Raw genomic sequence first — 24,268 nt, 5'->3', positions numbered from 1 at the left:
AGGGACAGGATTAACTCCATTAATTATTCTTCAGATGGGAAAAGCTACAAACTACCTGCAATAATTTTTTTGTTATCTTATTGCAGGCAGTTAGTTATTCATCAAGTAACTATTTTTGTTTCTTATACACTTCATTTGCTAAATCAACATAATCCTGCATTCTCATGCTTTCCAACTCTGTTATAAATTCATCCCATTTAGATAGATCGCGATCCCCTAGAATGAATTCATAAGTCGCCGTACCGACAAAATCTTTTAATGGTGTACTTATTAGATTTGCTTGTTCAAGTTCCATTTCTTCATACTTAATTGGCGGGTCAGGTAATACAAGTTCTTTCGTATCACGCATTGCATTTTGAAATTCAATTTCCTCCTCACTGAACATGGAATGAAGAAGTTCTGTAGTACCACCGTAAGCAAAGTTTCCACCAGAGAATCCAAAGTCAACATTCAACGCTTTTGTACCATTGGGGTTAAGGCCAACATAGTTTACATCATCAGTAAGTACTCGTTTCCCATCGTCATTCTTAGTATAAGTAGTGTCTTCTACACCCCATTTAGCAAACTCTTGTCCTTCATCGCTATACCATAACCAATCAACAAATTGAAGTAATGCTTCAAAGTTAGGATCATCTTTTGCCTTCGCAGAAATCATAACCCCATTCTCTAATTTAGATCCGCCCATAAGTTGTCCGGCTGGTCCGCCCGGAACAACAATTTTCTGAATAGAGAAGTTTCCTTCACCTAATGTTTCATTCATATCTTTACGATAATCAACAACTGTTTGCGAGTTGGTACCGATTACAAATGAATCACCGTTAATAAATTTCTTTGTCGCTTGATCATCATCTTGCGTTACACTCTCTGGGTCAAGTAACCCTTTTTCAACAAGCCCATGTAAATAAGTTAACATAGATTTATATTCATCTGTTGCTGGCGCAAATACAAATTCATCCTGCTCTTCCTCATACTTTAAGGCAGAGCCTAATCCCCAACCAGCTACGGTTCCAAAGCCTGCAGCAGCAACATTAAGAGTACTATTGAATTCCCATCTATCAGAAAAGGGAATAGATTCTGGATAAGCTTCTTTCATGGCTACTAATACTTTCTCCAGTTCCTCCCATGTTGTTGGCATTTCCATTCCTAATTCTTCTACTATATCTGTTCTGATTGCTAGCGTATAATCAGGCCATACATTCTCATGCATACCAGGCAGGAGGTAGTATTTACCATCGTCTTTTCGTAACCCCTCTAGAAAAGGCTCTATCTCCCATTTTTCTACTTTGTCTTTAAAGTTCGGCATTAAATCAACATAATCACTAATAGGAAGAATTGTACCAGAAGCTACAAATGGGGTTTCTTCACCTGGATATGTTTTAGGAATGATCAATGGTGCATCTCCACTACTAATGAGCAAACTTCTTTTTTGAGCATAATCACTCATTGGTACGACGGTCATTTCTAAATTAATATTTGTTCTTTCCTTCAACTCCTCAATTAAAAGCCAATTTTTATCGTAAGGATAGTTGGGGTGATCACTAAATAGCATGGAGAAGGTTAACTCCTCTTTCGCTTTAAATTGATCTCCTACCACATATTCATCCATTGCATTTTCACTTTCAGGTACTTCAGCTTTCTTACTTCCTTCTGTTTTCTCTGAATTATTACAGGCAACTAATAGTAGGCTAATGATCGATAAGAAAGAAACCATGTAAAATAGTTTTTTGAAGCGATTATTCATTTGTACTTCCCCCTTTTTAAATTTAAATATAAGCCAACATTGATTAGTTATATAGGTAAATCACCTCCCTAAAAACGCATAAAAAATATTGGATACGATTAACCTTTAACAGATCCCAACATGACACCAGAAACGAAATATTTTTGAACGAAAGGATAGACGCATAAAATAGGAAGCACAGTTAAAACCATTGTTACAGCTTTTATATTTGCAGAAATTTGAGTAAGGTTATCTGCACTTGACGCACCAGCAGTACGACTGCTTTCAGCACCTTTGATTAAATTCCTCAAATATATTTGGACAGGAAACAGCTCTTTATCCTCAAGATAAAGAAATGCTGGAAACCATGCATTCCAATTTCCTACAGAGTAAAATAGAATCATCGTTGCTAATATAGGTAAGGATAGAGGAAGTACTATTTTGAACAAGGTTCCATATGTACTAGAACCATCCATAATGGCAGCTTCCTCAAGTTCATCGGGAATATTTTGGAAAAACGATTTCATTATTAACATATTAAAAACACTGATTGCTCCCGGAACTACAATCGCCCACATTGTATTACCAAAACCAAGTGATTGAACTAAGACATAGTTAGGAATTAGTCCTCCACCAAAGAACATAGTAAATACTGCAAACATGGTGAAAAACTCTCTACCTATGAGACGTTTCTTGGATAAAGCATAGGCAAACATCGTTGTCATGATGATTTGGATTGCCGTCCCTACAACTGTGTAAACTACCGTATTCTTATAGTTAATCCAGAACATTTTATCTTTAATAATTATTTTGTATGTTTCTAGGTTAAAACCCTTCGGCCAAATGTTTACTTTCCCAGCATTTATATATGATTCTGAGCTAAATGATTGGGCAACAATGTTCAAAAACGGGTAAAATGTCAAAGCTATTATGAGCAATAATAAAATGACGTTGAATACCTTAAATACCTTATACTGTGCGGATTCCTTCAAAATACTTTCCCCTCCCTACCATAAACTATTGTCCGTTAGTCTTCTTGAAATATAATTAGCTGAAAATACTAAAATGAGTCCAATTATACCTTCAAAAAGACCTATGGCAGTTGCATAGCTAAAGTTACTAGATTCTAATCCCACCCTATAAACATAGGTAGCAATAACATCAGATGTCTTGTAAGTTAACGGATTGTAAAGCAGTAATATTTTTTCAAATCCAACCGCTAATAGGCTACCAATGTTTAAAATTAATAAAGTGACTATCGTAGGTAAAATTCCTGGAATTGTAATATGAATCGTTTGTTTCCATCGATTAGCCCCATCAATTTTAGCTGCCTCATACAATTCCTCACTTATACCTGTAAGCGCAGCAAGATATAGAATTGCACCCCAACCAAGACCTTGCCATATTTCAGATCCAATATAGATCGTTCTAAACCATTCAGGCTTCTGAATAAAACTAATTCTTTCTCCTGTAAAAAATTCTACAATATTATTAATTGATCCATTCACAGCGACTAGTTCCAAGATCATCCCTGAAACAATTACTATTGAAAAGAAGTGTGGTAAATAAGAAGCTGTTTGGACAAATCTTTTAAACTTTATTGATCTTAGCTCGTTTAATAAAAGAGCAAATATAATTGGTGCTGGAAAAGTAATAAGTAATGTCAAACTACTAAGAATAAGCGTATTTTTAAAAACCTTTATAAATGTCGGGTCAGCTATGAACATTTTTATATAGTGTAAACCTACCCAGGTTTCTCCGAATATGCTTCCTCCAGGTACGAATTTTCTAAAGGCAATAATATTCCCAGCCATTGGACCGTATTTAAATATGATAAGATAAAGGATTGGAAGTATTAATAACGAGTAAAGTTGCCAATCTTTTTTGATTGCTCGAAGGCCTATAGCTAGTCTGTTTTTCCGCGCTTTCGGTTGCGTTTTCACTTCAATTATTGGTTCCACATACGCTCCCCCTTCTATATGTTTTTATATGCTTTTCTATATAAGTGCTAGCTTTCGCAGCCTTTAGTTAACAGCCAGCGCCCTGAGTCTTTTAAACTTCAAAATATCTCATTTTCGTTTGTCCACTAAAGGGCGCTTTTCTTAGTACTTAATAAATTAATCTATCCTGTTCGTCTTTAATACCTGATTTTCGATAGAAATAAGTATTGATCATGTCACGCCATTGCTTGGAATGTTCGAATTGGTCACTTAAACGTTGAGAAATTGCTTTGAACCGTTGTTCATCTATCTCTCCCTCCATTGATAACCATTCGTCAAGCAAAGCTTTTACATCTTCAACCCCTTCAAAATGAGTATCATAAATAGTTTGAATGACCGTTTTTCCTGATTGGAGCTGATGAGTATATGGGACATGATGGAAAAATAGTATCAGTTCATCTGGACACTTGGTAAGTGAATTATAAATATCTGCATTAGGCTTGTAATATTGCTCTGTATAACCTGTACCTGTCTCCATCGTGCGATCTACTCCAACTCCATCACGATCGGCATAATGGTAAGTGCCCCAAACGGAGTATTCATAACCGTCCACATTAGGCCCATAATGATGATGTGGATTTACCATCCAACCAACACCAAGCGGTGCAGTATACTTTTCATAAGTTTCCCAAGACTGAAGCATAATTTTCAGCAATGAATCTACCAATCTATCTGATTTACCAAATGTTTGATGAATCCATTCCAGTGTCAGTTCTTGCATATCCAATGTTGGATTCCAACATAAACGACCATATCCATACAAATTGGCTTGTGCCAAATCATGCCCTGTCCAATTTAAATCTGCACCGATATTAGAAACCGCCGCCAATCCACTATATTGATAGTCATATACATCACCAGCAATAATATTGTGAATTTCTGTACCTTCTCCATTTGCATAAGTATCAAAATCTAACACTTCTTTCCATTGAGGTACGAGATAACATAGATGCTTTTGTTGGCCTGTATATTCCTGTGTTACCTGTAATTCAAGCAAATGGTTTGTTTTTTTCAAGGCACCAATCAATGGTGATACTGGCTCTCTCACTTGAAAGTCCATTGGACCATTTTTCACCTGCAGTATCACATTGTCAGCGAATTGGCCATCAAGTGGGTGAAAATGGTCATATGCAGCTCTTGCACGATCGGTTTTTCGATCACGCCAATCTTGCAGGCAATTATAGACAAAACAGCGCCAGATGACGATCCCACCATGTGGTTTTAGCGCCTCAGCAAGCATATTTGCTCCATCTGTATGATCTCTCCCATATGTGAAAGGACCTGGTCGATGCTCTGAATCAGCCTTTACAACGAAACCACCAAAGTCAGGAATTTGCGTATAAATATTTTTCGCAGCTTCCGCCCACCATGCTTGAACATCTTGATCAAGTGGGTCCGCAGTAGTAAGCCCACCAATTTCAATTGGACTAGAATAATTGATACTTAAAAATAAAGTAATCCCATACTTTCTGAAAATAGCAGCTGTTTTCTTCACTTCAGGAAGCAGATCTGTAATCAATGTAGTTTCTACTTTATGTACGTTTACATTATTAATCGAAATCGCATTAATCCCTACAGACGATAGCAATCTTGCATAATCTTCTACTCGTTCTTCATCACCGATAAATTGATTGTCCTGATAAAAGATAGAAGAGCCAGCATAACCTCTTTCAATACTTCCATCCATGTTATCCCATTGATTAATCATCCTAAGCTGATTCCGTGGTTTTTCAGTAATCAACAGGCCTTCAATCGATTCATCAGACTGTATGATTCTGAGTAAATGGAATACACCATATAAGATCCCTTTATCAGAGTTACTACTGATAATGATTTGCTTACCCATTTGTTCTATTTGATATCTATCCAACTCTTTGTTAAAACTTTGATATGCTTTTGAAGTATGCGAATTTAATGTTAGTAACACTCCTTCTGATTGCTCATCAATCGAGGACTTTTTTATCTCAGGGCTAATACCGAGCATCCCCTTAACTGCACGGGATAATTCTTTGGTTGCAGCATCGATTACTTCTGATTCTTGATGATAGGTAATTACTCTCAAATAAGATGAATAATAATCTTTTTGCTTATCATTTTTTAAAGTATATTGTAACCACGCTTTGTAACCTTGTTCTTCTACTATCTTGTTTCTTAAACTTTGCATAGCAATACCCTCCAATTTCACTTATCTTTTCTCTTATAATTATTCTTCTTGCGTCGATTTAGGAAGAAAAAACCGAATGTGGTTAACGCTTACATTTCTAAACACATTGATAAATCTGAATATTTTAATTAGAATACTACCATACTAGCTTGTTTTGTCTCTTTTTGTCAATCACAAATTTTATTTAGGTAAAATAAACACACTTTAATTTAGAGAGGTGGAGGGCGAATCATTCGTCACCTTCACCTCTTACGTTCTCTATTACTGTTCTTCTTTATAAACAAAATAATCAAAATCAGCATGTACGTTTTGTCCAGATGTATCTTGACATTGCAGCCCTACAAACGCCCCAGTGAAAAAACCTCCACCTTGTATATAATCATCTGATAGTTTGTAAGATGGAAACTTGATTGGGATAGCTGTCCAATTTTTACCATCAAAGGAATAGGAATATTGGTATATTGTCGTTTTCACTTCCACTCGTAAATAAATATATTCGTTATCTACTGGAATTGTAATTTCTTCACCAAGCAGTGGCTGATCAAATGTAAAATTATCACACGTCACTAATTCTAGTATTCTCCCTTTATCTTCATGCCATGATATTTGCAAGGAAGTCCAATTTTGCGTGTTGTAATAGTTTACTAGCCCTGCTGACTGCTGGAATGACACCGGTTTGAAAGCAACCTTCGTCTCCGCTGTAAAATTAAAATGCTGCCAGCGTCTTGCTATAAAGGCTTGTGTAAATTTAGACGTTAATGACTCTTTACCGTATAAACGCAAATGACCAGGCTTATCATTTAGCGAAACAATCTTTTCACCTAATGGGATTCTTAAAGATTGAAAGTGAAGATTCAATGTTTTCGAATCAAAATCATCTTTCTCTGGATAATCCGCATCCCATCGGACCTCTTCCATATTCGGTCCCTCAATTTCTAACGCAGGAAAATTTCCACCTACTACATAAGGCCATCCATCACTCCACTCAAGCCTTTGAATAGCTGTTTCTCTGCCTAATGGACAGTATCCACGATGATCTAGTAAAGGCTGACCTTCTTTAGGTAACGGTCTTCCTGTTAAATGAACTAAGAACCACTCATCTGTATGCGTATGAACAATCGAAGCATGTCCTGCTTTTTGCAATGGATTACGCGGGGTTGCCCAACCTGTAATAAGTGGATTTTCTGGATGGACTTCATATGGTCCCCAAATATTTTTAGATCTAGCTATTGTAGCAGCATGATCATACTTCGTACCGCCTTCCGCTGTTAACAAATAATAATATCCATCTATTTTATAAATATGCGGCGCCTCAGTTAGCATGATGTCTGTACCCTTAAAAATAATCTCCGATTTACCGACTAGTTTTTGTTCTTTGGGATCGTATTCCTGAAGAACGATGCCGTAAAAATTATGCTTATTCTTTCGGTGATCCCAGAACATATTAGCCAAATATTTCTTGCCATTTTCATCGTGATAAAGGGAAGGATCAAAGCCAGAACTATTCAAATATATTGGTTCTGACCATTCTCCATCTATTTTTTCACTCGTTACTAAGTAATTATGACAGTCTTTCCATTGACCTTCCGTCACTTTTACATCTGTATAAATAAGCCAAAATTTCCCATCACTATATGATAGTTGCGGAGCCCAAACGCCACCAGAATCAGGATTTCCCATCATATTTAATTGGCTTAACCTATTTAATGGTCTACTCACTAGTCGCCAATTTTTCAAATCCTTTGATTGAAAAATACCTACACCCGGAAACCACTCAAACGTTGATACTGCAATGTAGTAATCTTCTCCTACACGACATATACTCGGGTCTGGATGAAACCCCGTTAAAATTGGATTAATAATTTTTGCCATTTTCCAAAACCTCCACTCGTTATTTTGTAACCATTTTCATAGATTGTACCATACTAGTAGACAATAAATTCAACCTTTTACAGAACCTGCCGCAATTCCTTCGACAATTCGATTACTTAATACAAGAAACGCTAGCAATATAGGAATAATACTAATCATTAATGTAGCCCCAATCGCTCCCCAATCTGTTGTATATTGACCAATAAAATTTTGAATACCGACTGTAAGTGTTTTAAATTGATCAGAACTTATAAACGTGTTTACAAAAACGAATTCATTCCAGTTATAAATCATATTAATAATACCGGCTGTCGCCATAACTGGTGATGTCATCGGCAATGTTATTTGAAAAAACAGCCTATGAATGGACGCGCCATCCATAATCGCCGCTTCTTCTACTTCCCTTGGCAGTGTTTGATAAAAACCAAGTAATATCATAATCGTAATTGGTAAGTTAAATGCGGTATACGAAAGTATAATCGCAATTGGGTTATCTATTAAATTTAACTTTGAAAAGGTACTAAATAATGGGATCAATGTAGAATGCACAGGAATCATTAGCCCAACCATAAATAAACCTAATGTTAACTTGCTCCATTTCCACTTCATCCGTGTGATCGTAAATGTAACCATACTAGCAAGCAAAACAGTTAAAATGACTGCTACCAATGTGTATACGACGCTATTAAAAAAGTATTGGCTAATATTACCTTCCACCCAGACCTTCGCATAGTTTTCCCACTTCGGATTTGTTGGGATCGCAAATGGCGACATATTAAATACTTCCTGATTATTTTTTAATGAAAATAAGAAAAGCCAGATGATCGGAAATATTTGAAAGACTGCTACAATCGCCAAAAGTATGTACATAATTCCGTATACAATCTGATTGGTGCTCTTTCGCTTCAGTTGTTTAGTGGAGGTTGTGGCACTCGTTTGGATGTTCATATTATCTCCTCCTTAAAATTCAATTTCTTCCTTAGGTGTTGTTACCTTGCGAATGATCCATGTAACGACTAGGCAAATAATTAGTAGGAAAAATCCAATTGCGCTTCCATACCCAAAATCAAATCCTCTAAATGCTTTATGGTACATATAGGAAGCCATTACCTCACTGGACCCATTAGGCCCACCATCTGTCATTACATAAATTAAATCAAAATATTTTAACGATCCAACGACAGCAAGTACGATTGTCACCATGATCACATTCATGATTAATGGTATTTTAATTTTCATTGCGATTTGTAGCGGCGTAGCACCATCAATTCTTGCAGCTTCCATCAGTGATTCCGGTATATTCTTTAATGCTGCGTAATAAATCAATATATAAAAACCTGCATACTGCCATAAAATCGGGATAAAAATAGCTAAAAGAACGATGCTAGAATCTGCCAACCATGCCGGAGGATCCTCTACCCCCAATGACATGAGTAACGTATTTAATATCCCATTTGTTGGGTGATAAATTTTCATCCAAAGTTGGGCAATTGCAACGGATGCAAGTAACATTGGGATTAAATATACTTTCCTAAAAAAGTCAGCACCTTTAATTTTCCCTGATAACACAACAGAAATGAGTAAATAGATTACGAGACTTAGTGTTGAAAAAAGTGCCAATAAAAAGGAATGATAGGCGCTTTTCCAAAACATCGAGTCGCTGATCAATTTTTTATAATTATCAAGCCCGATAAACTCCATAGCGCCGACTCCATCCCATTTCATCAGCCCATAGTATCCTGTTAGAATGATCGGAACATATATCAGGCCAAGTATTAAGAACAAGGCTGGAATTGTATATAATGCAATCACTTTCTTATTCGACATGACTCTATCCATTCAAGTCACTCCTTCCTTTTTAACAATAGAAAAGGACATACCGAGATAAAGATATGTCCTTTTCACATGTTTCTTATTCTTCTGCTGCTAGCGCCTCTTCATGTTGTTTGGCAAAATCTTTTGGTGTCACTTCATTTGCAAACAAAGACTGAATTAAATTCAAGTGTGTTTCTGCAACAGAGGCACTCATTTGAACATCTGCAAACAATGTTAAATTGCTTGCTTTATTCAATTCATCAAGGACATCAATATAGAGATCTGGTAGATCTACCTTTTCTGTGTCAACTTTCGTAGCTGGTATAACCCCAGCATTTGTTACAGCTTGTTCTCCCCATTTTTCAACAAAGAATGTAACAAATTCCTTCGCTTCATCTTTTACCTTCGATTTTTCCGAAACAAATAGCCCTACACCTGGACCACCAACCCAGCTGTCAATATCACCATTCCCACCTTTTACAGTCGGGAATTTAAAGAATCCAGCATTATCCCTGAATTCTTGAGGGATATCTTCATTTGTTGTTAAGTTTGGAAGCTCCCACGTACCCATCAAATACATTGCTGCATTATTATTCATGAATTCCGATTTTCCTTCATCATTTGACAAGCCATTAAATCCTTTATTAAATGCATTCGCTTTTACTAGATTTTGAATCTCTTCCGCTGCTTTAACTAAGCTCTCATCTTCAAAGGAACCTTCGCGATTGATCGCTTGTGTAAGGAGATCTGACCCGCCAATACGGTCAGCTAAATACATATACCATAAGGAGCCAGTCCAACGGTCTTTATTGCCAAGTGCAATTGGAGCAACGCCTTCTTTACTTAAAGTTTCAACAATTTGTTCAAATTGCTCATACGTCTCAGGCACTTCTAAATTATATTTTTCAAATATACTTTTATTGTAATAGATTGGTGCGATATTTAATTCTAATGGTAAGCCATACGTCTTTCCATCGATTGCATAAGCTTCCGTTGTTCCTGATACGAACGCATCTTTTAATCCATTCTCCAACACATCATCAAGTGGAGCTAATAGCTCACCCTTTACAAATGGTTTTAAATACCCAGCTGCCCAAGTAAATCCGACATCTGGTAAGTCATTGGATGAGGACAGTACTTTTATTTTATTTTTATATTGTTCATTCTCTAGAATCTCAACCTCAATTTTTACACCTTCGTTTTCAGCTTCAAACTGCTTAATGATATCCTCAACAATCATATTTTGTTGTTTAGAACTTCCAGCTGGCCATAAATGCATAAACTTGATTGTTTTAGCTGTAGCTTTACCTTCTCCAGCTCCAGCATCTTTATTTGAAGATGTACAAGCTGATAAAACCACTGCCAAAACCAGTACGAAAACCAACACAAAAGAGTGCGCTTTCTTAATCATTATTATTTCCCCCTTGATGACTCATTTGATTAAAGTTTATCACTGTTAGCGCTTGCAAATAAGGACACTACAATTGGGGAAAATTCCACTTTTATTAGATTTATTCCAATTTTCTATATTTACTTGGTGTAATTGCCTCATGTTCTTTAAATAGCTTAATAAAATATTTGGGAGTTTGATAACCAATCTCATGGGATATTTCTTCTACGGTTAGATCCGAATGTATGAGAAGATTCTTTGCTGCCTGTAGTCTTTTTCGTGTTATATACTCACTGAAGGTCATATTAGTCTGTTCTTTAAACAACACACTAAAATAACTTGAATTCAAATGTACGTGGCTAGCCGTTTCACTTAGATTAATCTGTTTTTTTATATTTGCATCAATATATAGCAAAGCATTTTTAATTGGATCTCTCATATTACTTTTTCCTGACTCTACTTTTATTAACTGCTCATTCGCTACTTTCTCTAAAATTCCAGTTTTATTTTGCTTTTCCTCTGCTATTAATGCTTCCTGCACTGCCTCTATTAATTTTTGCTTAGTAAAAGGTTTGAGTAAGTAGTTTGTTACCCCTAGTCTAATAGCTTCTTGTGCATACTCAAATTCCGAATAGCTAGAAATAATAATGACAATAGGATTGTAATTTTTCTTTTTTAATACTTTTAGTAAATCAATTCCTGATATTTCCGGCATCCGAATATCAGTGATTAAGAGATGGATTTTATTTGTTTCAAAAAGAGCTAAAGCTTCCTTTCCGCTCCCTGCACTTAAAACATAATTTTTTTCCTTCCCCCATCCTTCCAATGTCCTTTTTAATCCTTGGCGTGCTTGCTTTTCATCATCGACGATAAGTATTGTTTTTGTATTCATCGCAATCCCCCTCCATTTATCGGGATTTCCAAAGAAACCGTCGTACCTGCACCGACACTGCTCTCTATTCTAAGTCCCTTATTATTCATATCTTTATAATATAGTTGAATTCTTCTATTCACATTAGCTATCCCTATACCAGTTCCTTTCAATGATTGCACATGGCCACTTTTCATAGATTTATTCAATTTTTCCAGCGTTATTTCATCCATGCCAGGACCATTATCTTGAACTCTAATAAGTAGGTAGTCTTGTTTAGATTGCTTAATCGTTATACTAATTTTCCTACCTCCTACTTTATTACCAATCCCATGGACCACTGCATTTTCAATGAGTGGCTGAATCATTAGCTTCGGAATGCTAATATTTTTATATTCATCTAGCATGGTTATTTCCCATGAGAGTTCTTCTCCCAACCTCATCTGCATAATTAACATATATCTTTCGATATGTTCTATCTCCTCTTTCATAGTTACCCATTCATCCTTATTTGATTGAGTAATTGTATAGCGAAATAAATTGGACATTGCGATTACTTGACTGGCCATGCGGTCTTCTCCTTTCTCATCCAGTGACCAATAAAGCGCATTCAATGTATTAAACAAAAAGTGTGGATTTATTTGTGCTTGTAATGCCCTTAATTCGGTATGGCTACGAAGCAATTCCTTCTCATAAACAACTTGAATTAAGTGATTCGTATCTTCAACCAATTTATTATAAGTCCTATTGAGTTCGTCTATTTCTATAATTGGAGAAGACTTTGTGCTTGGGATAAGTTCTCCTTGGTCTGCATTTCTCATTGTTTTTACTAACCTAAATATCGGTTTAGTGATCATTGTCGATAATGGCAGTGAAAATATAAAAAATATGATGAAGCCAATAATTCCAGAAACTAGAATAACTATTTTCAAAACAGCGAGACCTTGGGTTAGTTTTTTTACTGGCGTCAAAATAACCAATGTCCAACTAGTTACATTAGAAGTTTGTTTTACCATCATATAATCAACATTATTAATCGATACAGTCGATCTATCAATAGGTGAAATTTCTTTCATATTATTTAGAATAGTAGATGATACCGTCCTCATATTATTGTCGAAAATAATTGTATACTCATCCTCAGGAAGTTTTCCATCAGCCTTGCTATGATAATTAAAGTAGTCTTTATCCACATAGATTAATAAATAGCCACCATTAGAATACCAACGGTCCATTAAACTTATCCTACGGATAGCAAGTAATTGTTCAGGATGCTTGACGTTTTCACCAATCCAGACCATTGCCCCTTTTGCTTTATCTGCTTCCTTAATCCATTTATTTTCGACTTTTTGAGATAAATATGATTCTCCAATCGGATATAACATCTGTAAATCGGGTAAGTATAACTCAAGTGCGTGGATTCCATTTGAGTAAGAGCGATAAGAACTAACTGTTTGTACTAAAGACTGCCTGTCTTGAAAAGATGCTAGCTTACCCTTTGCACCTTCCTCTAACATTTTTTGCACTTTTGCATTTGTAGCCACTTGTATTGTTAGTAGGTTCATTTGTTCATATAAATTATCAATTCTTCCACTTGCTTGAATGGCTGTCTGTTGAATTTGTTTATCAGCATTCTCCTTTAAAGTCCTCCCTACCAAGTTAAAGATGACCAATCCAACCAAAATTAATACAATAGCCATCGCAAGTAAAAAGAAGACTAAGATTTGATTGCGTAATGTTATATATTTTTTAAAGCGTTCAAACATAGGCAACATCCCTTTCCTCTAGGAAATATGTAAGGTGCTAATCGTACTGCTGCTGTATATCGAAAAAGTAAATTTCGAGTTTCATTTTCTATTGCCATGATGGTTGGTTAATTGCTAAGATACTAATTATTATTTTTATCATATCTTATATTTTTTAGCATCTATTAATTATTCTACTATTAAGATAATAATAGCGGTAACTTAGTTTTGTTTTCTTACATTTTGTATGAATAGAATAAAGTATTTTCATACTTACTAGGTGTTGATCATTTTTAGTTTTGATGGCATTTTATATCTGATTTCCACCTATATCATGCATCGGATTACAGACATTAAGTTTGATAAAGTAGTTCCTCAAAAAGAAGCACTCAGCTGTAAAAGACCAACTTCTAAAAGAAGTTGGTCTTTTACAGCTGAGTGTAGCTAGGGGCTTTGAGTTCTTTCGAGTACCAGGGAGTTGTATGGGTGCCAGGCACCGGTACAATTCAGAATTGTTTTGAATTTGTTTGAGTGCCTGGCACTAGGTCAATTTGATACTGCTGATTTTTTTCCATCTCTATTTCTATTAAACCATCAACAGAATCTATTCTTTTCTCCTCTTTTCCTTCTTCACGAAAGATGATTGGTTCACTTGTTTTCAAGACAAATGGATTGTCTGCTTTACAAGTTACTTCTAATTTACTCACTTGCATCTTATTCCAAGATAGATTTAACTCAAATCCTCCATGCACACGGACGCCAGTTAATCTTCCTTCTAACCAAGTTGATGGAAGCGCCGGCAAGAGTTCCACATATCCTTTATGGGATTGGATAATCATCTCAGCGACCCCCGCTGTATAGCCAAAGTTCCCATCAATTTGGAAAGGTGGGTGTGCTCCCAATAGATTCGGATACAATCCTCCACCGATAAAAACTTCTCTATTTGCGGAGACAATGTTAAACAATTGATCCAGCAACTGATTGACACGCTCACCATCTTTCAACCTTGCCCACAGACAAATTTTCCAGCCCAAGCTCCAACCAGTTCCTTCATCACCACGTCTGTTCAATGTTTGTTTGGCAGCTTCTAATAACGGTCCGTCTATAATTTGATGTCCAGGATATAGACCATATAAATGGGATACATGTCGATGATGTGGTTCTACATCCTCATAATCAATCAACCATTCTTGTAACTGTCCATATTTACCGATTTGCAATGGATGCAAACGATCTTTTGCTACTTTTACTTGCTGTATCCACTCATTATCCATATTAAGAACCTCAGCTGCCTCGATACAATTGGAAAACAAATCCCAAATGACTTGCAGATCCATCGTCGCACCCTTCGTAACAGATCCTTCTTGCCCATTTTCCGCATAAAAATGGTGTTCAGGTGATGTAGATGGTGATGTGATTAAATAACCATTCTCATCTTCAATTAACCAATCCAAGCAAAACGCCGCTGCACCTTCCATAATTGGTAATGCCTCTTTCTCAAGGTATTCCTTATCCTGTGAATAGATGTAATGCTCCCATAAATGCCTGCATAACCATGGTCCTGCCATCGGCCAAAATGCCCAGTTCGGGTCTCCATGGCGATCATCACCAACTGGATCAGCATGTCTCCAAACATCCGTATTATGATGAGCGGTCCAACCATTTAACCCATATCGTTCATGTACCACTTTTTCTCCATTTACCGAAAGTTCCTTAATCGCCTCTAAAAGTGGTCGATGACATTCAGCTAAATTCGTCACCTCTGCAGGCCAATAATTCATCTCAGCATTAATGTTTAATGTATAGTTCGATGACCATGGTGCACGCGTTAAATCATTCCATATCCCTTGTAAATTGGCAGGCTGTGTCCCCTCACGAGAAGAGGCTATCATTAAATAACGCCCATATTGGAATAATAGCTCTACCATCCCTAAATCGTTCGCACCGTTTTTCTTTATTCTTACATCAGTATCCTGTTGCTCTCTCGATTTTCCATCTTCTAAAGAAAATTCCACACGCTTAAATAGATGTTGATAATCTTGTATATGCATCGCTTTCAATTGTTCGTACGGAATACTCATTGCCTTTGATAAATACATTTCATTTTGTTTAGTTAACTTGCCAAAATCGGTACCAGGTAATTGGTCAAAACCATTGAAAGATGTGGCAACAGAAAAATAAAGTGTTGCTTTCGTCGCCTGTCGAATAGAAATAATTCCATTCTGAGATTCGATATCACCATCTTCAACAATCACACCTAATCTACCTTCAAAATGAATCGCCTGCGTTTCACCAAACTCACCATATATAATCGGCTGTTCGTTATCATGAAAATATGACGGTGCGCAACTTTCGGGACAAACGCCTTGTAAAATAATTTCATCTTCTTCGTACGAAGTTCTGTATTTTAACAAGCTATCTAAAGTGATATTTACATTTAACTTCTTTTCAATCGAACTTGTAAGATGTATTGCTAATACTTGATGTGGATGAGATATAAATGCCTCTCTCGTAAATTCAATTTTTCCCACTGTATATTTCACTTTGGATATCGCCTGGTTAATATCTAATGTTCGCTCATACCTCTGAGCCACATCGCCATGTAGATAGTGAATCATTAGATTTCCAAGTGGCATATATGCTTGAGTATAAGGGCCAAACATATTTTTCGTTTCACTTATCGCATCTTCGTACTTCTTTTCATCTATCAATTTCCTTACTTTTTGTAAAGATTCCTGATCATCGTATTTCTTATTCTTTTTCGGTGGTCCTGACCATAATGTATCTTCATTTAACTGAAACCTATCTGTTTCAATACCGCCAAAATGCATCGCACCGATTCTCCCATTACCAAGTGGGAGGGCCTCTGTCCAAACATTTGCTGCTTTACTATAAGATAAAAGATTCATCTATTAGTCTCCTATTCTAAAATCTTAATAATCCATTGCCTTGCAAATCAATTTGGCCGATATTAGTACTCTATAATAAATTTTTGGGTCTCCTTATGTATGCGCTTTATTCTATCATAAGTCGAGATTCTAGAGTCATATGTTGTTCTAATCTTTCAGGTAACTCAACATACTCTTTACTCAAAAGGTTGAAAACGAATACACATCAGCACAAAACTTTAGTGTATTCGTTTATTATAAGTTTATTTCCCTAAATCATATGCTTTTTGATAGATCTCTAAATAACGATCGACTTGTAAAGTTTTAAAGCCATCAATATAGTTATCCCAATCTTTATCAATATTCTCTGAACCTGTAGCGAATTGAACCATATGCTCTTCGATATACTTATTAATATTAATCTTTAGCAAAGCTACTTCTTCCGCTTCTTCAGGATCAACCCAAGCCGCTTCAAAATTAAATTGTTCCTCTGGTTGAAATCCATCATATTTCTTCGTGGCATTGAATAATCTGCGTTCAAACCCTTCCGGAGACCATTCATCGATATCAGCTGCAGTGTAATCCCTGATTGTCCTCGTCAAACCAAGTGGACCTCTTTCTCCCCAACCATATTTCATTGCATCTTTTTCTTCGTCAGTTAAATTAGGATCTTGAGGTATTTGAACTAACTTTGCTTGTTGTCCATTTAAATCGATGTCCTCTGGATCGCCCTTTTTCCAATGCACACCTTCTTTTCCTCTTGTCGTGGCAATTGTTCCTTCTTCACTATATAAGTAATCCGCTAATTTGATTAGGGCTTCCGCCTTTTCACCTTTAGCTTTGTCAGTAATCGCAAAAGCAAAGTTATTTACATTTCCGTAATTTGACGATGTATATTGAGCACCATTAGGTCCCTTTAATGGAGGTACAACATGATAACTTTTAGAATGTTCGGATTGCAAATCTACAAAAATGGCCGAGTGTTGCCCTGCGGCAGCTCCAAGAATTGCATCCCCTTCAGGTGTTCCCAATTGCTTAAAAGCCTCCGAGTTTTGTGTAAATGCTCCATTATCAATTAATCCTTCTTCATATAATGAATGAACATATTTTAAGCCCTCTTTCCATTCAGGCTGCATTGCGCCTAGTGATAGCTTACCTTCATTGACATTAATATAATCAATCCCATTATTCGGAATAAAAGCCCCCATTAAAAATTGAATAGGATTTCCCCCAACCTTTGGAGTTTCTCCGCTTAATGGAATTTCATCTTTTTTCCCATTACCATTTGGATCATCGTTTTTAAACGCCTTCATCACTTCTTTAAATTCTTCCGCTGTTTTAGGCATTTCTAAATTCAAGTTATTTAACCATTCTGTGTTAATCCACATTTTCCCAGATACAGAGCAATGATAGCATTCATTAACTAATGGTAATCCATAGATATTTCCATCTGGAGCCGTCATACCTTTTTCTAAATAAGGCAGATCTTCCATCGCTTTCTGAATATTAGGGGCCTGATCTTTAATTAAATCATTTAATGGTAGAAAGACTCCTTCTTTACCATATTTTTGGGCATCCACTTTTGAAATATTATCAAGCCAAGTTACCAACATATACGCATCTGGGTAATCACCACTGGCCAATGATAATTGACGTTTTTCTTTCGCTGCGTCTTGATTAACATATTCCCAGTTAATTTTCATATTAAATTTCTCTTCAACCATCTTCGTAAATTCATTTTCACTAAAATCCTCGTCATCCGAAAATTTAGGTGTAAAAATTGTTACCTCAACTGGCCCATTTGGATCAGAATTCTCACTTGATGTACTCTTTTTACTTGGCACACATCCTGATAAAAACAATACAACTACTAATAATAGTGTAAGGCTTGTAAGTGTTAACTTTTTCATACATTCATCCCCTTTATTTTTAAAAATACTAGCTTTACTCAATTAATGCGTATCATACTATCAGCCTTTTACTGATCCAATTAACATTCCTTTTACGAAATGCTTTTGTACGAATGGATACAAAATTAATACGGGTAAACTGGAAACTACAATTAATGAATACTTCATTAATTCTTTTAAACCTTGCATTTTTAACATTTCTTGAATATTTGCTGAAGGGTCAGAGTTCAATATTAAAATGCTCCTTAAGATTATTTGCAGCGGAAAAAGTTCCTCCGATTTCAAATAAATCAATGCATCAAAATACATATTCCATTTCATCACCGCATACATCAAGATAAGAACGGCTATGATTGGCTTTGCCAAAGGTAAAACAACTCTAAAAATAAACCCTAAATCACTACATCCATCCATTTCACTTGCTTCCACTAATTCTTCAGGGATCGTAGTTTCAAAAAATGTTCGAGCAATAATTACTTGGAAAACCGCAAGTGCAGAAGGCAACAACAACGACCAGATTGTATCAATAAAGTTCAAATTTTTAACCACTAGATACAAAGGAATTAATCCACCGTCAAAAATCATCGTAAATACAAGTAGTAGCATGATAAATTTACGACCGTAAAATGTTCTTCTTGAAAGTGGATAAGCTAGCATAATCGTTATGCTAACACTTATAAATGTTCCAGCAATGGTATAAAATAGCGAATTCGAAAACCCTTGAATAATTTGTGGATTTTTAAATATTGTTGTATACCCTAGAATTGTTGGATCAACTGGAAGTAGCCACACACGTCCTGAAGTCACAGCTGATGGGTCACTAAAGGAGGCACTTAGAATGTATATAAGCGGGTATAAAACAGCTATTAAAACAATAACTAAAAATACATAAATAACTCCAATAAACATGCGGTCAATCATCGATTCTCTTATCCTAGTATTTGAGAATGTTTTCATTTGCTTCCCTCCCCCTTACCATAAGCTTGATGATGAGAATCGTTTAGAAATAGAGTTAGCCGAAATAATTAAGATAAAATTAACAATCGAATTGAATAAACCAACAGCGGCGGCAAAACTAAAGTTCGCTCCAAGCAATCCTACTTTATATACATAGGTAGCAATAACTTCAGATGAATTAATATTTAATGGGTTCTGTAACAGGTAGATTTTTTCAAATCCTAATGACATAATATTTCCGACATTAAGTATTAACAAAACAATAATGATAGGCAGGATTCCCGGTATATCAACATTCATAATTTTTTGAAATCTATTTGCACCATCCACCTTTGCTGCCTCATACAATTCGGTATCTACCCCTGCTAGTGCTGCTAAATATATAATCGTTGCATACCCAGTGTTTTGCCATACATCTGACCAAACATAGATCGACTTAAAATAAGCAGGATTTCCCAAAAAGTTGTTAGCTTCCATTCCGAATAAACTAAGAATATTGTTAATAAGCCCAGCATTGGGAGATAAGAATAGGATAATGATTGAAACCATAATAACTGTAGAAATAAAATACGGCGCATATGTTATTGTTTGTACAAATTTTTTAAAACGCGCATTTGCGACTTCGTTTAAAGCTAATGCCAATATGATTGGACAAATAAATCCAGCGATTAAACCGTAAATACTTAAGCCAAGAGTATTTTTTATTAAAAGTGAGAAGTTCGGGCTATCAAAAAAGTATTTGAAATACTTCATACCGACCCAATCACTTCCTGCTATTCCCTTTACTACGCTGTAATCCTTAAAAGCAATTATAATCCCCGCCATCGGAACATACTTAAATGTGATTAAAAAGACTAGCGGGATCGCAACAAGAATGTATAGTTGCCAATGTTTTTTCATCCTTTTAAAAGGAGACTTTTTTCTAATGATAACTTCTCTAACATTTACTCCTTGGGTGTTGGGCTGACTAATTTCTTCTATATCCACATAACTCCCCCTTTAAATTAAGCGCTTACATTATTGTTGTTGCGCAAAATAAAATATAATGTTCTTCTATAACCACTGTATTAAGAGTTTGAAAAGAAAGAAAGACACAATAAATAATTAGCGTACAACGAAATAAACCCTTTCACATCAAGGGTTTCTCCGTTATTAACACTATATACCGTACAGTAAAATAGCATGGTACACTTTATTGTAAGCGTGATTTTTTTGCTTATTCACTCTCTTTATTCATCATTTTTCGGTACTCTGAAGGTGATACGCCTGTATTTCTTTTAAATGCACGTCTGAAAGAATGTGCACTGTTATATCCAGAGTGCAACGCAATATCTACTATTGCATCGTCTGTTTGAATTAGCTTTGACTTCGCAAAATTTAATCGAACATCCTCTATAAAATCTGAGATATTTACCCCTGTATGTTCTTTAAATATTACTGGAAGCATTTTCTCTGGAAAATCCACCATTTCAGATATTTTATACAGTGATAAATTTGGATCACTAGCAGTGTTTTTAACTACTTCTTTTATTTTATAAATAATTCGTTGGCTTCCTACTATCTTTTTTTCATGAATAAGCTGAGTAATTTCCATCATCATTCCACTAATCAATCTCATATCTTTTTCAAATTCAATCTTCTTCGATTTTATCTTTTCGATATGTTCAAGAATTTCGTCTACTGTTATTTTTTTGAGTTGTGTATTTTTCGATAAAAGCCGCATAATTGTACCGTTCAAAGATGCTAAGATTTGACAACCAATTTGCTGTGTTAACATTCTTTCTTTTACATTTTCCACATAAACTTTATCTAGTAGCTCTCTTACTTCATCTGTATTACCATTCATCACAGCGTTCATTAAACGCAGTTCAAACTCAATGGGGTAATAGAAATCCATTTTCTCATCATAAGATTGGTCTGTGTATGTATAAACGGATGCTGTATCATCCATCGATTGGATCAATGGTAAGCTTAACTTTGCCTCTTCGTAAGATTGATGAATATCGATAAACTGTTCAAACTTCTTGCCTGTACCTATATTCACTTTTAAACTATATTTATCTTCCAAACGATTCAATAACAAATGAAGACTTTCTTCCAACTTTCTTTCCTCTTGAAAAGAAGGCTTTTTATAATAGGACATTAAGAATACAACTTGATCTATACCGAGATTGCAGTAAAGTACTGCTCCTTGAAAAATATCATTCAACTCGTTTTGAATAACCAATTGCGCAACATTCATCTCATTCAGCATATCTTTATCTACTGTATGAAAGATATGAATAATCTGCGCGATACCGACATAACCGAATGCCCCTTTAAGTGGTATATTCGCCTGCTCAATTAATGCCATCGCATCCCTTGAAGAAGATATTTCTCCTGTGACTAACTTTCTTATGATCGAATCTTGGAGAATAGGGAGCTGGTCTTGAATTTGTCCTTTCAGGTGATCATTATTAGCAATAATATCTTCCACATTACTATGAATAAAGTCATATGGATCCTTCACTGTTCTTGTTTCTGGTATAGACATAATACCCAATAGCCGATTTAAAGGAATACTATGTTTATATGAAAAGTATATAGCGATACATAATCCAACAATAATCGTAATTAAGGCAATGGTAAAATTAACTGTTTGAATATACATTACATCTTCCGCAAGTTTATCTTTTGAAATTATCGCGACGTACATCCATTTATTATTATCAGATTTTGATTCAATCATAATATATTTCTTCTTATTATCTTTTATTGAATATTTTTTTGTAGACTGATTGAATGAAACCATACTAGCGTCCATGTTGTCGCTAACAATAATATTGCCATCTACATCATGAATAAAGCTTGCTCCATCATATTGTGAGGATATTCTGTTAAGTAACCCACCAATTTCTTCTTCATTCATCATAACTACAATATTTGCCTGTGATTTCTTCTTAGTATCTAATGGAATAGATTGTATATAAGTAATAATGGATTTAGTACTTTTCATAATCTGCACTTTAGTTGATGGTAAATATTGCCGAGCATGATACCCTTTATTAATATTTTCCATCCAATCTTCGTATCTTATATCCTGATACACATGATTATTGTAAAAATCTTTTGGTCGAACATAAGAGGACTTCGGAGATACAATCGTATCAATTTCATTAAAGTATATGTAAAAGTCTTGAAATAACGTATTTGTATATCCATACGGCTTCATACTATTTTTTATCTTATATATATCATAAACATAATTGGATGTGGTTTTTCCTTTTCGGTATATCAACTGATTAATATCTTGATTTATAGAGAGCTGGTAGACGAAGTTTTCCAACTCTTCATTTTTTCGATCGATTGTGTCTTTCGTTTGATTCAAAAGGTTTTTGCTATTCTCTGTCGCATTTTCCTTTATTTTATGGATACTGATTTGATAAATAATAAAACTTGATATTAGTGGAATGACGAGGATTAAGACATATGATAATAAGATCGTTCTATAGATACGTACTTTTTCAAAATAATGAAACATTTCTAACTAGCTCCTCTCCACCTAGCATAGTTGTAAATCTAAAGACCTACGGCTATGTTTATTTTATCATATGAATAATGCAATGCTATCTCCCTTTTTTGACCAAAGAAAAGATCCATGTGGAAAACACATGAACCTGATCTATTGTTTTCAATTTATTTCTTTTCGGAACGATAACACGTAAACTCTTTAATCATTGGTGTCTCAACTGATTCTGTTATAGTTAATTTTAACCTTCTTGTCTTTATTCCGTTTGTCTGTTTAATATACTTATGACCGATCGCACTACCTTCACCGATTGAAACCCATTCCTCATCCACTAGAGCCTCTAATTCAAATTTCCTTACTCGCTCACCGAAAGAAATATCTTCCATTAAAATAATGTGATCGATGCTCGTCTCATTTTCTAATGTTAATTCTAATTTTTGCCCTTGTCCGAAAGTACTGCCCAGTGAATTTGAAAATCTACTTTTTAATTCTGAACTAAACTCCAATAATCTTTTCGCGTCGATATCCGGGATTAACCCTCGGTCATCCGGTGAAACATTTAATAATAAATTCGTACCATGCCCGACCGAGTTATAGTAAATATGCATTAATTCATCTAATGTACGTAAGCTGTCTTCATCATTTGGATGCCAAAACCAATGCAATTTACGAATAGGAACATCGCATTCTGCTGGAAGCCAATCAGGTGTACCTGGTAGCCAATCAACTTTATCATCTGAGAACATACTGATTTTTGCAGCGCTTTCCGTATTCCAACATGGATAAGGAGCAAGACCTTCTTCATTACCTACCCATCTAATTGTTGGCTGCCCCATATTAAATATCATGGCGTTTGGTTGATGTTTTTTTATGATCCCGATCATTCTATCCCAATCATATACTCTTCCTTCAGAGCCAGCTCCATCAAACCAAACTTCCATCATTGGCCCATACTGTGTCATTAGCTCATTTAGTTGTTCACAGTAAAAATCATCATATGCTTCCTTATCTTGATAACATGGTTCATGACGATCCCAGGGCGAGACATAGATGCCGAAATGCATATCTTCCTCTTTACAAGCATCAGCAACTTCTCGTACTACATCCCCTTTTCCATCTTTCCATGGACTAGATTTCACTGAGTAATCGGTTGTTTTGGTTGGCCACAAGCAAAATCCGTCATGATGTTTCGCAGTTAATATAACGTATTTGAAGCCCGCATCCTTGGCAAGCTTCACCCATTGTCTTGCGTCAAATTCCTTTGGATTGAATAATTCTGGGGAATCCGTCCCTTCTCCCCACTCTTGATCACAAAAAGTATTCATGCCAAAATGGAAAAACATTCCTAACTCTAAATTCTGCCATGCTATTTGCTCTTCTGTTGGTAGTGCAAGTTTTACTTTTTCCAATGCTTTCACACCTTTTAAT

16 protein-coding genes are annotated in these 24,268 nt (G+C 35.5%); all 16 read right to left on the bottom strand.

All coding sequences use genetic code 11. The features are described 5' to 3' along the window. Positions 1–109: 109 nt before the first annotated feature. Positions 110–1,741, bottom strand: coding sequence for an ABC transporter substrate-binding protein (locus tag BLE01S_RS01330; protein WP_066136420.1), 1,632 nt, complete (start codon positions 1,739–1,741; stop codon positions 110–112). A gap of 98 nt (positions 1,742–1,839) precedes the next feature. After that, positions 1,840–2,712 (bottom strand): carbohydrate ABC transporter permease, encoded by an 873-nt coding sequence (locus BLE01S_RS01325; RefSeq protein WP_066136415.1) that lies wholly within the window; start codon positions 2,710–2,712, stop codon positions 1,840–1,842. Between the two features lie 15 nt (positions 2,713–2,727). Next, positions 2,728–3,663 carry an ABC transporter permease gene (locus BLE01S_RS01320; protein WP_411825161.1) on the bottom strand — a complete coding sequence of 312 codons (936 nt, stop codon included), beginning with the start codon at positions 3,661–3,663 and terminating at the stop codon, positions 2,728–2,730. Positions 3,664–3,829: 166 nt separating this feature from the next. Next, a complete protein-coding gene (locus tag BLE01S_RS01315) occupies positions 3,830–5,884 on the bottom strand; it encodes an alpha-glucuronidase family glycosyl hydrolase (RefSeq protein ID WP_066136412.1) in 2,055 nt (684 codons plus the stop codon). 261 nt (positions 5,885–6,145) lie between these two features. Further along, positions 6,146–7,756: a glycoside hydrolase family 43 protein gene (locus BLE01S_RS01310; RefSeq protein WP_066136409.1), complete on the bottom strand. Its 1,611-nt coding sequence runs from the start codon at positions 7,754–7,756 to the stop codon at positions 6,146–6,148. A 69-nt stretch (positions 7,757–7,825) separates the two neighbouring features. Next, positions 7,826–8,704, bottom strand: a complete 879-nt coding sequence (locus BLE01S_RS01305; RefSeq protein ID WP_066136406.1) for a carbohydrate ABC transporter permease — start codon at positions 8,702–8,704, stop codon at positions 7,826–7,828. A 12-nt stretch (positions 8,705–8,716) separates the two neighbouring features. Next, the gene (locus tag BLE01S_RS01300; RefSeq protein WP_066136403.1) at positions 8,717–9,595 is read right to left on the bottom strand and encodes a carbohydrate ABC transporter permease; all 879 of its coding nucleotides are present in this window, start codon (positions 9,593–9,595) and stop codon (positions 8,717–8,719) included. Positions 9,596–9,668: 73 nt separating this feature from the next. After that, positions 9,669–10,982, bottom strand: coding sequence for an extracellular solute-binding protein (locus BLE01S_RS01295; protein WP_066136399.1), 1,314 nt, complete (start codon positions 10,980–10,982; stop codon positions 9,669–9,671). 100 nt (positions 10,983–11,082) lie between these two features. After that, entirely contained in the window at positions 11,083–11,853 is a 771-nt protein-coding gene (locus tag BLE01S_RS01290) for a response regulator transcription factor (RefSeq protein WP_066136394.1), read from the bottom strand. Continuing rightward, on the bottom strand, positions 11,850–13,598 hold the full coding sequence (locus BLE01S_RS01285) for a cache domain-containing sensor histidine kinase (protein ID WP_169800009.1): 1,749 nt from the start codon (positions 13,596–13,598) through the stop codon (positions 11,850–11,852). The genes BLE01S_RS01290 and BLE01S_RS01285 overlap by 4 nt, the downstream gene beginning before the upstream one ends. 485 nt (positions 13,599–14,083) lie before the next feature. Next, positions 14,084–16,486 (bottom strand): glycoside hydrolase family 95 protein, encoded by a 2,403-nt coding sequence (locus BLE01S_RS01280; protein WP_066136387.1) that lies wholly within the window; start codon positions 16,484–16,486, stop codon positions 14,084–14,086. Positions 16,487–16,728: 242 nt separating this feature from the next. After that, positions 16,729–18,375: an extracellular solute-binding protein gene (locus BLE01S_RS01275; RefSeq protein ID WP_066136384.1), complete on the bottom strand. Its 1,647-nt coding sequence runs from the start codon at positions 18,373–18,375 to the stop codon at positions 16,729–16,731. 60 nt (positions 18,376–18,435) lie between these two features. After that, on the bottom strand, positions 18,436–19,332 hold the full coding sequence (locus BLE01S_RS01270) for a carbohydrate ABC transporter permease (protein ID WP_066136380.1): 897 nt from the start codon (positions 19,330–19,332) through the stop codon (positions 18,436–18,438). A 15-nt stretch (positions 19,333–19,347) separates the two neighbouring features. Then, positions 19,348–20,232 carry an ABC transporter permease gene (locus BLE01S_RS01265; RefSeq protein ID WP_082788655.1) on the bottom strand — a complete coding sequence of 295 codons (885 nt, stop codon included), beginning with the start codon at positions 20,230–20,232 and terminating at the stop codon, positions 19,348–19,350. A 316-nt stretch (positions 20,233–20,548) separates the two neighbouring features. Further along, entirely contained in the window at positions 20,549–22,852 is a 2,304-nt protein-coding gene (locus BLE01S_RS01260) for a helix-turn-helix domain-containing protein (protein ID WP_066136375.1), read from the bottom strand. A gap of 155 nt (positions 22,853–23,007) precedes the next feature. Beyond that, complete coding sequence (locus BLE01S_RS01255) at positions 23,008–24,249, bottom strand: alpha-L-fucosidase (protein WP_082788542.1); 1,242 nt, start codon at positions 24,247–24,249, stop codon at positions 23,008–23,010. Positions 24,250–24,268 lie beyond the last annotated feature (19 nt).

Origin of the sequence: Lederbergia lenta NBRC 16444 (genome assembly GCF_001591545.1) — a bacterium.
Lineage (GTDB): Bacteria > Bacillota > Bacilli > Bacillales > Bacillaceae_C > Lederbergia > Lederbergia lenta.
The sequence above is the reverse complement of the archived record's forward strand: the minus strand, read 5'-3'. Positions and strand labels throughout refer to the sequence as shown.

Bases quoted from the DNA above. Each gene is read 5' to 3' on its own strand.
- BLE01S_RS01315 (WP_066136412.1), bottom strand. From the start codon at position 5,884: ATGCAAAGTTTAAGAAACAAGATAGTAGAAGAACAAGGTTACAAAGCG.
- BLE01S_RS01295 (WP_066136399.1), bottom strand. From the start codon at position 10,982: ATGATTAAGAAAGCGCACTCTTTTGTGTTGGTTTTCGTACTGGTTTTG.
- BLE01S_RS01270 (WP_066136380.1), bottom strand. From the start codon at position 19,332: ATGAAAACATTCTCAAATACTAGGATAAGAGAATCGATGATTGACCGC.
- BLE01S_RS01310 (WP_066136409.1), bottom strand. From the start codon at position 7,756: ATGGCAAAAATTATTAATCCAATTTTAACGGGGTTTCATCCAGACCCG.
- BLE01S_RS01330 (WP_066136420.1), bottom strand. From the start codon at position 1,741: ATGAATAATCGCTTCAAAAAACTATTTTACATGGTTTCTTTCTTATCG.
- BLE01S_RS01300 (WP_066136403.1), bottom strand. From the start codon at position 9,595: ATGGATAGAGTCATGTCGAATAAGAAAGTGATTGCATTATATACAATT.
- BLE01S_RS01290 (WP_066136394.1), bottom strand. From the start codon at position 11,853: ATGAATACAAAAACAATACTTATCGTCGATGATGAAAAGCAAGCACGC.
- BLE01S_RS01285 (WP_169800009.1), bottom strand. From the start codon at position 13,598: ATGTTTGAACGCTTTAAAAAATATATAACATTACGCAATCAAATCTTA.
- BLE01S_RS01265 (WP_082788655.1), bottom strand. From the start codon at position 20,232: ATGAAAAAACATTGGCAACTATACATTCTTGTTGCGATCCCGCTAGTC.
- BLE01S_RS01280 (WP_066136387.1), bottom strand. From the start codon at position 16,486: ATGAATCTTTTATCTTATAGTAAAGCAGCAAATGTTTGGACAGAGGCC.
- BLE01S_RS01275 (WP_066136384.1), bottom strand. From the start codon at position 18,375: ATGAAAAAGTTAACACTTACAAGCCTTACACTATTATTAGTAGTTGTA.
- BLE01S_RS01260 (WP_066136375.1), bottom strand. From the start codon at position 22,852: ATGTTTCATTATTTTGAAAAAGTACGTATCTATAGAACGATCTTATTA.
- BLE01S_RS01305 (WP_066136406.1), bottom strand. From the start codon at position 8,704: ATGAACATCCAAACGAGTGCCACAACCTCCACTAAACAACTGAAGCGA.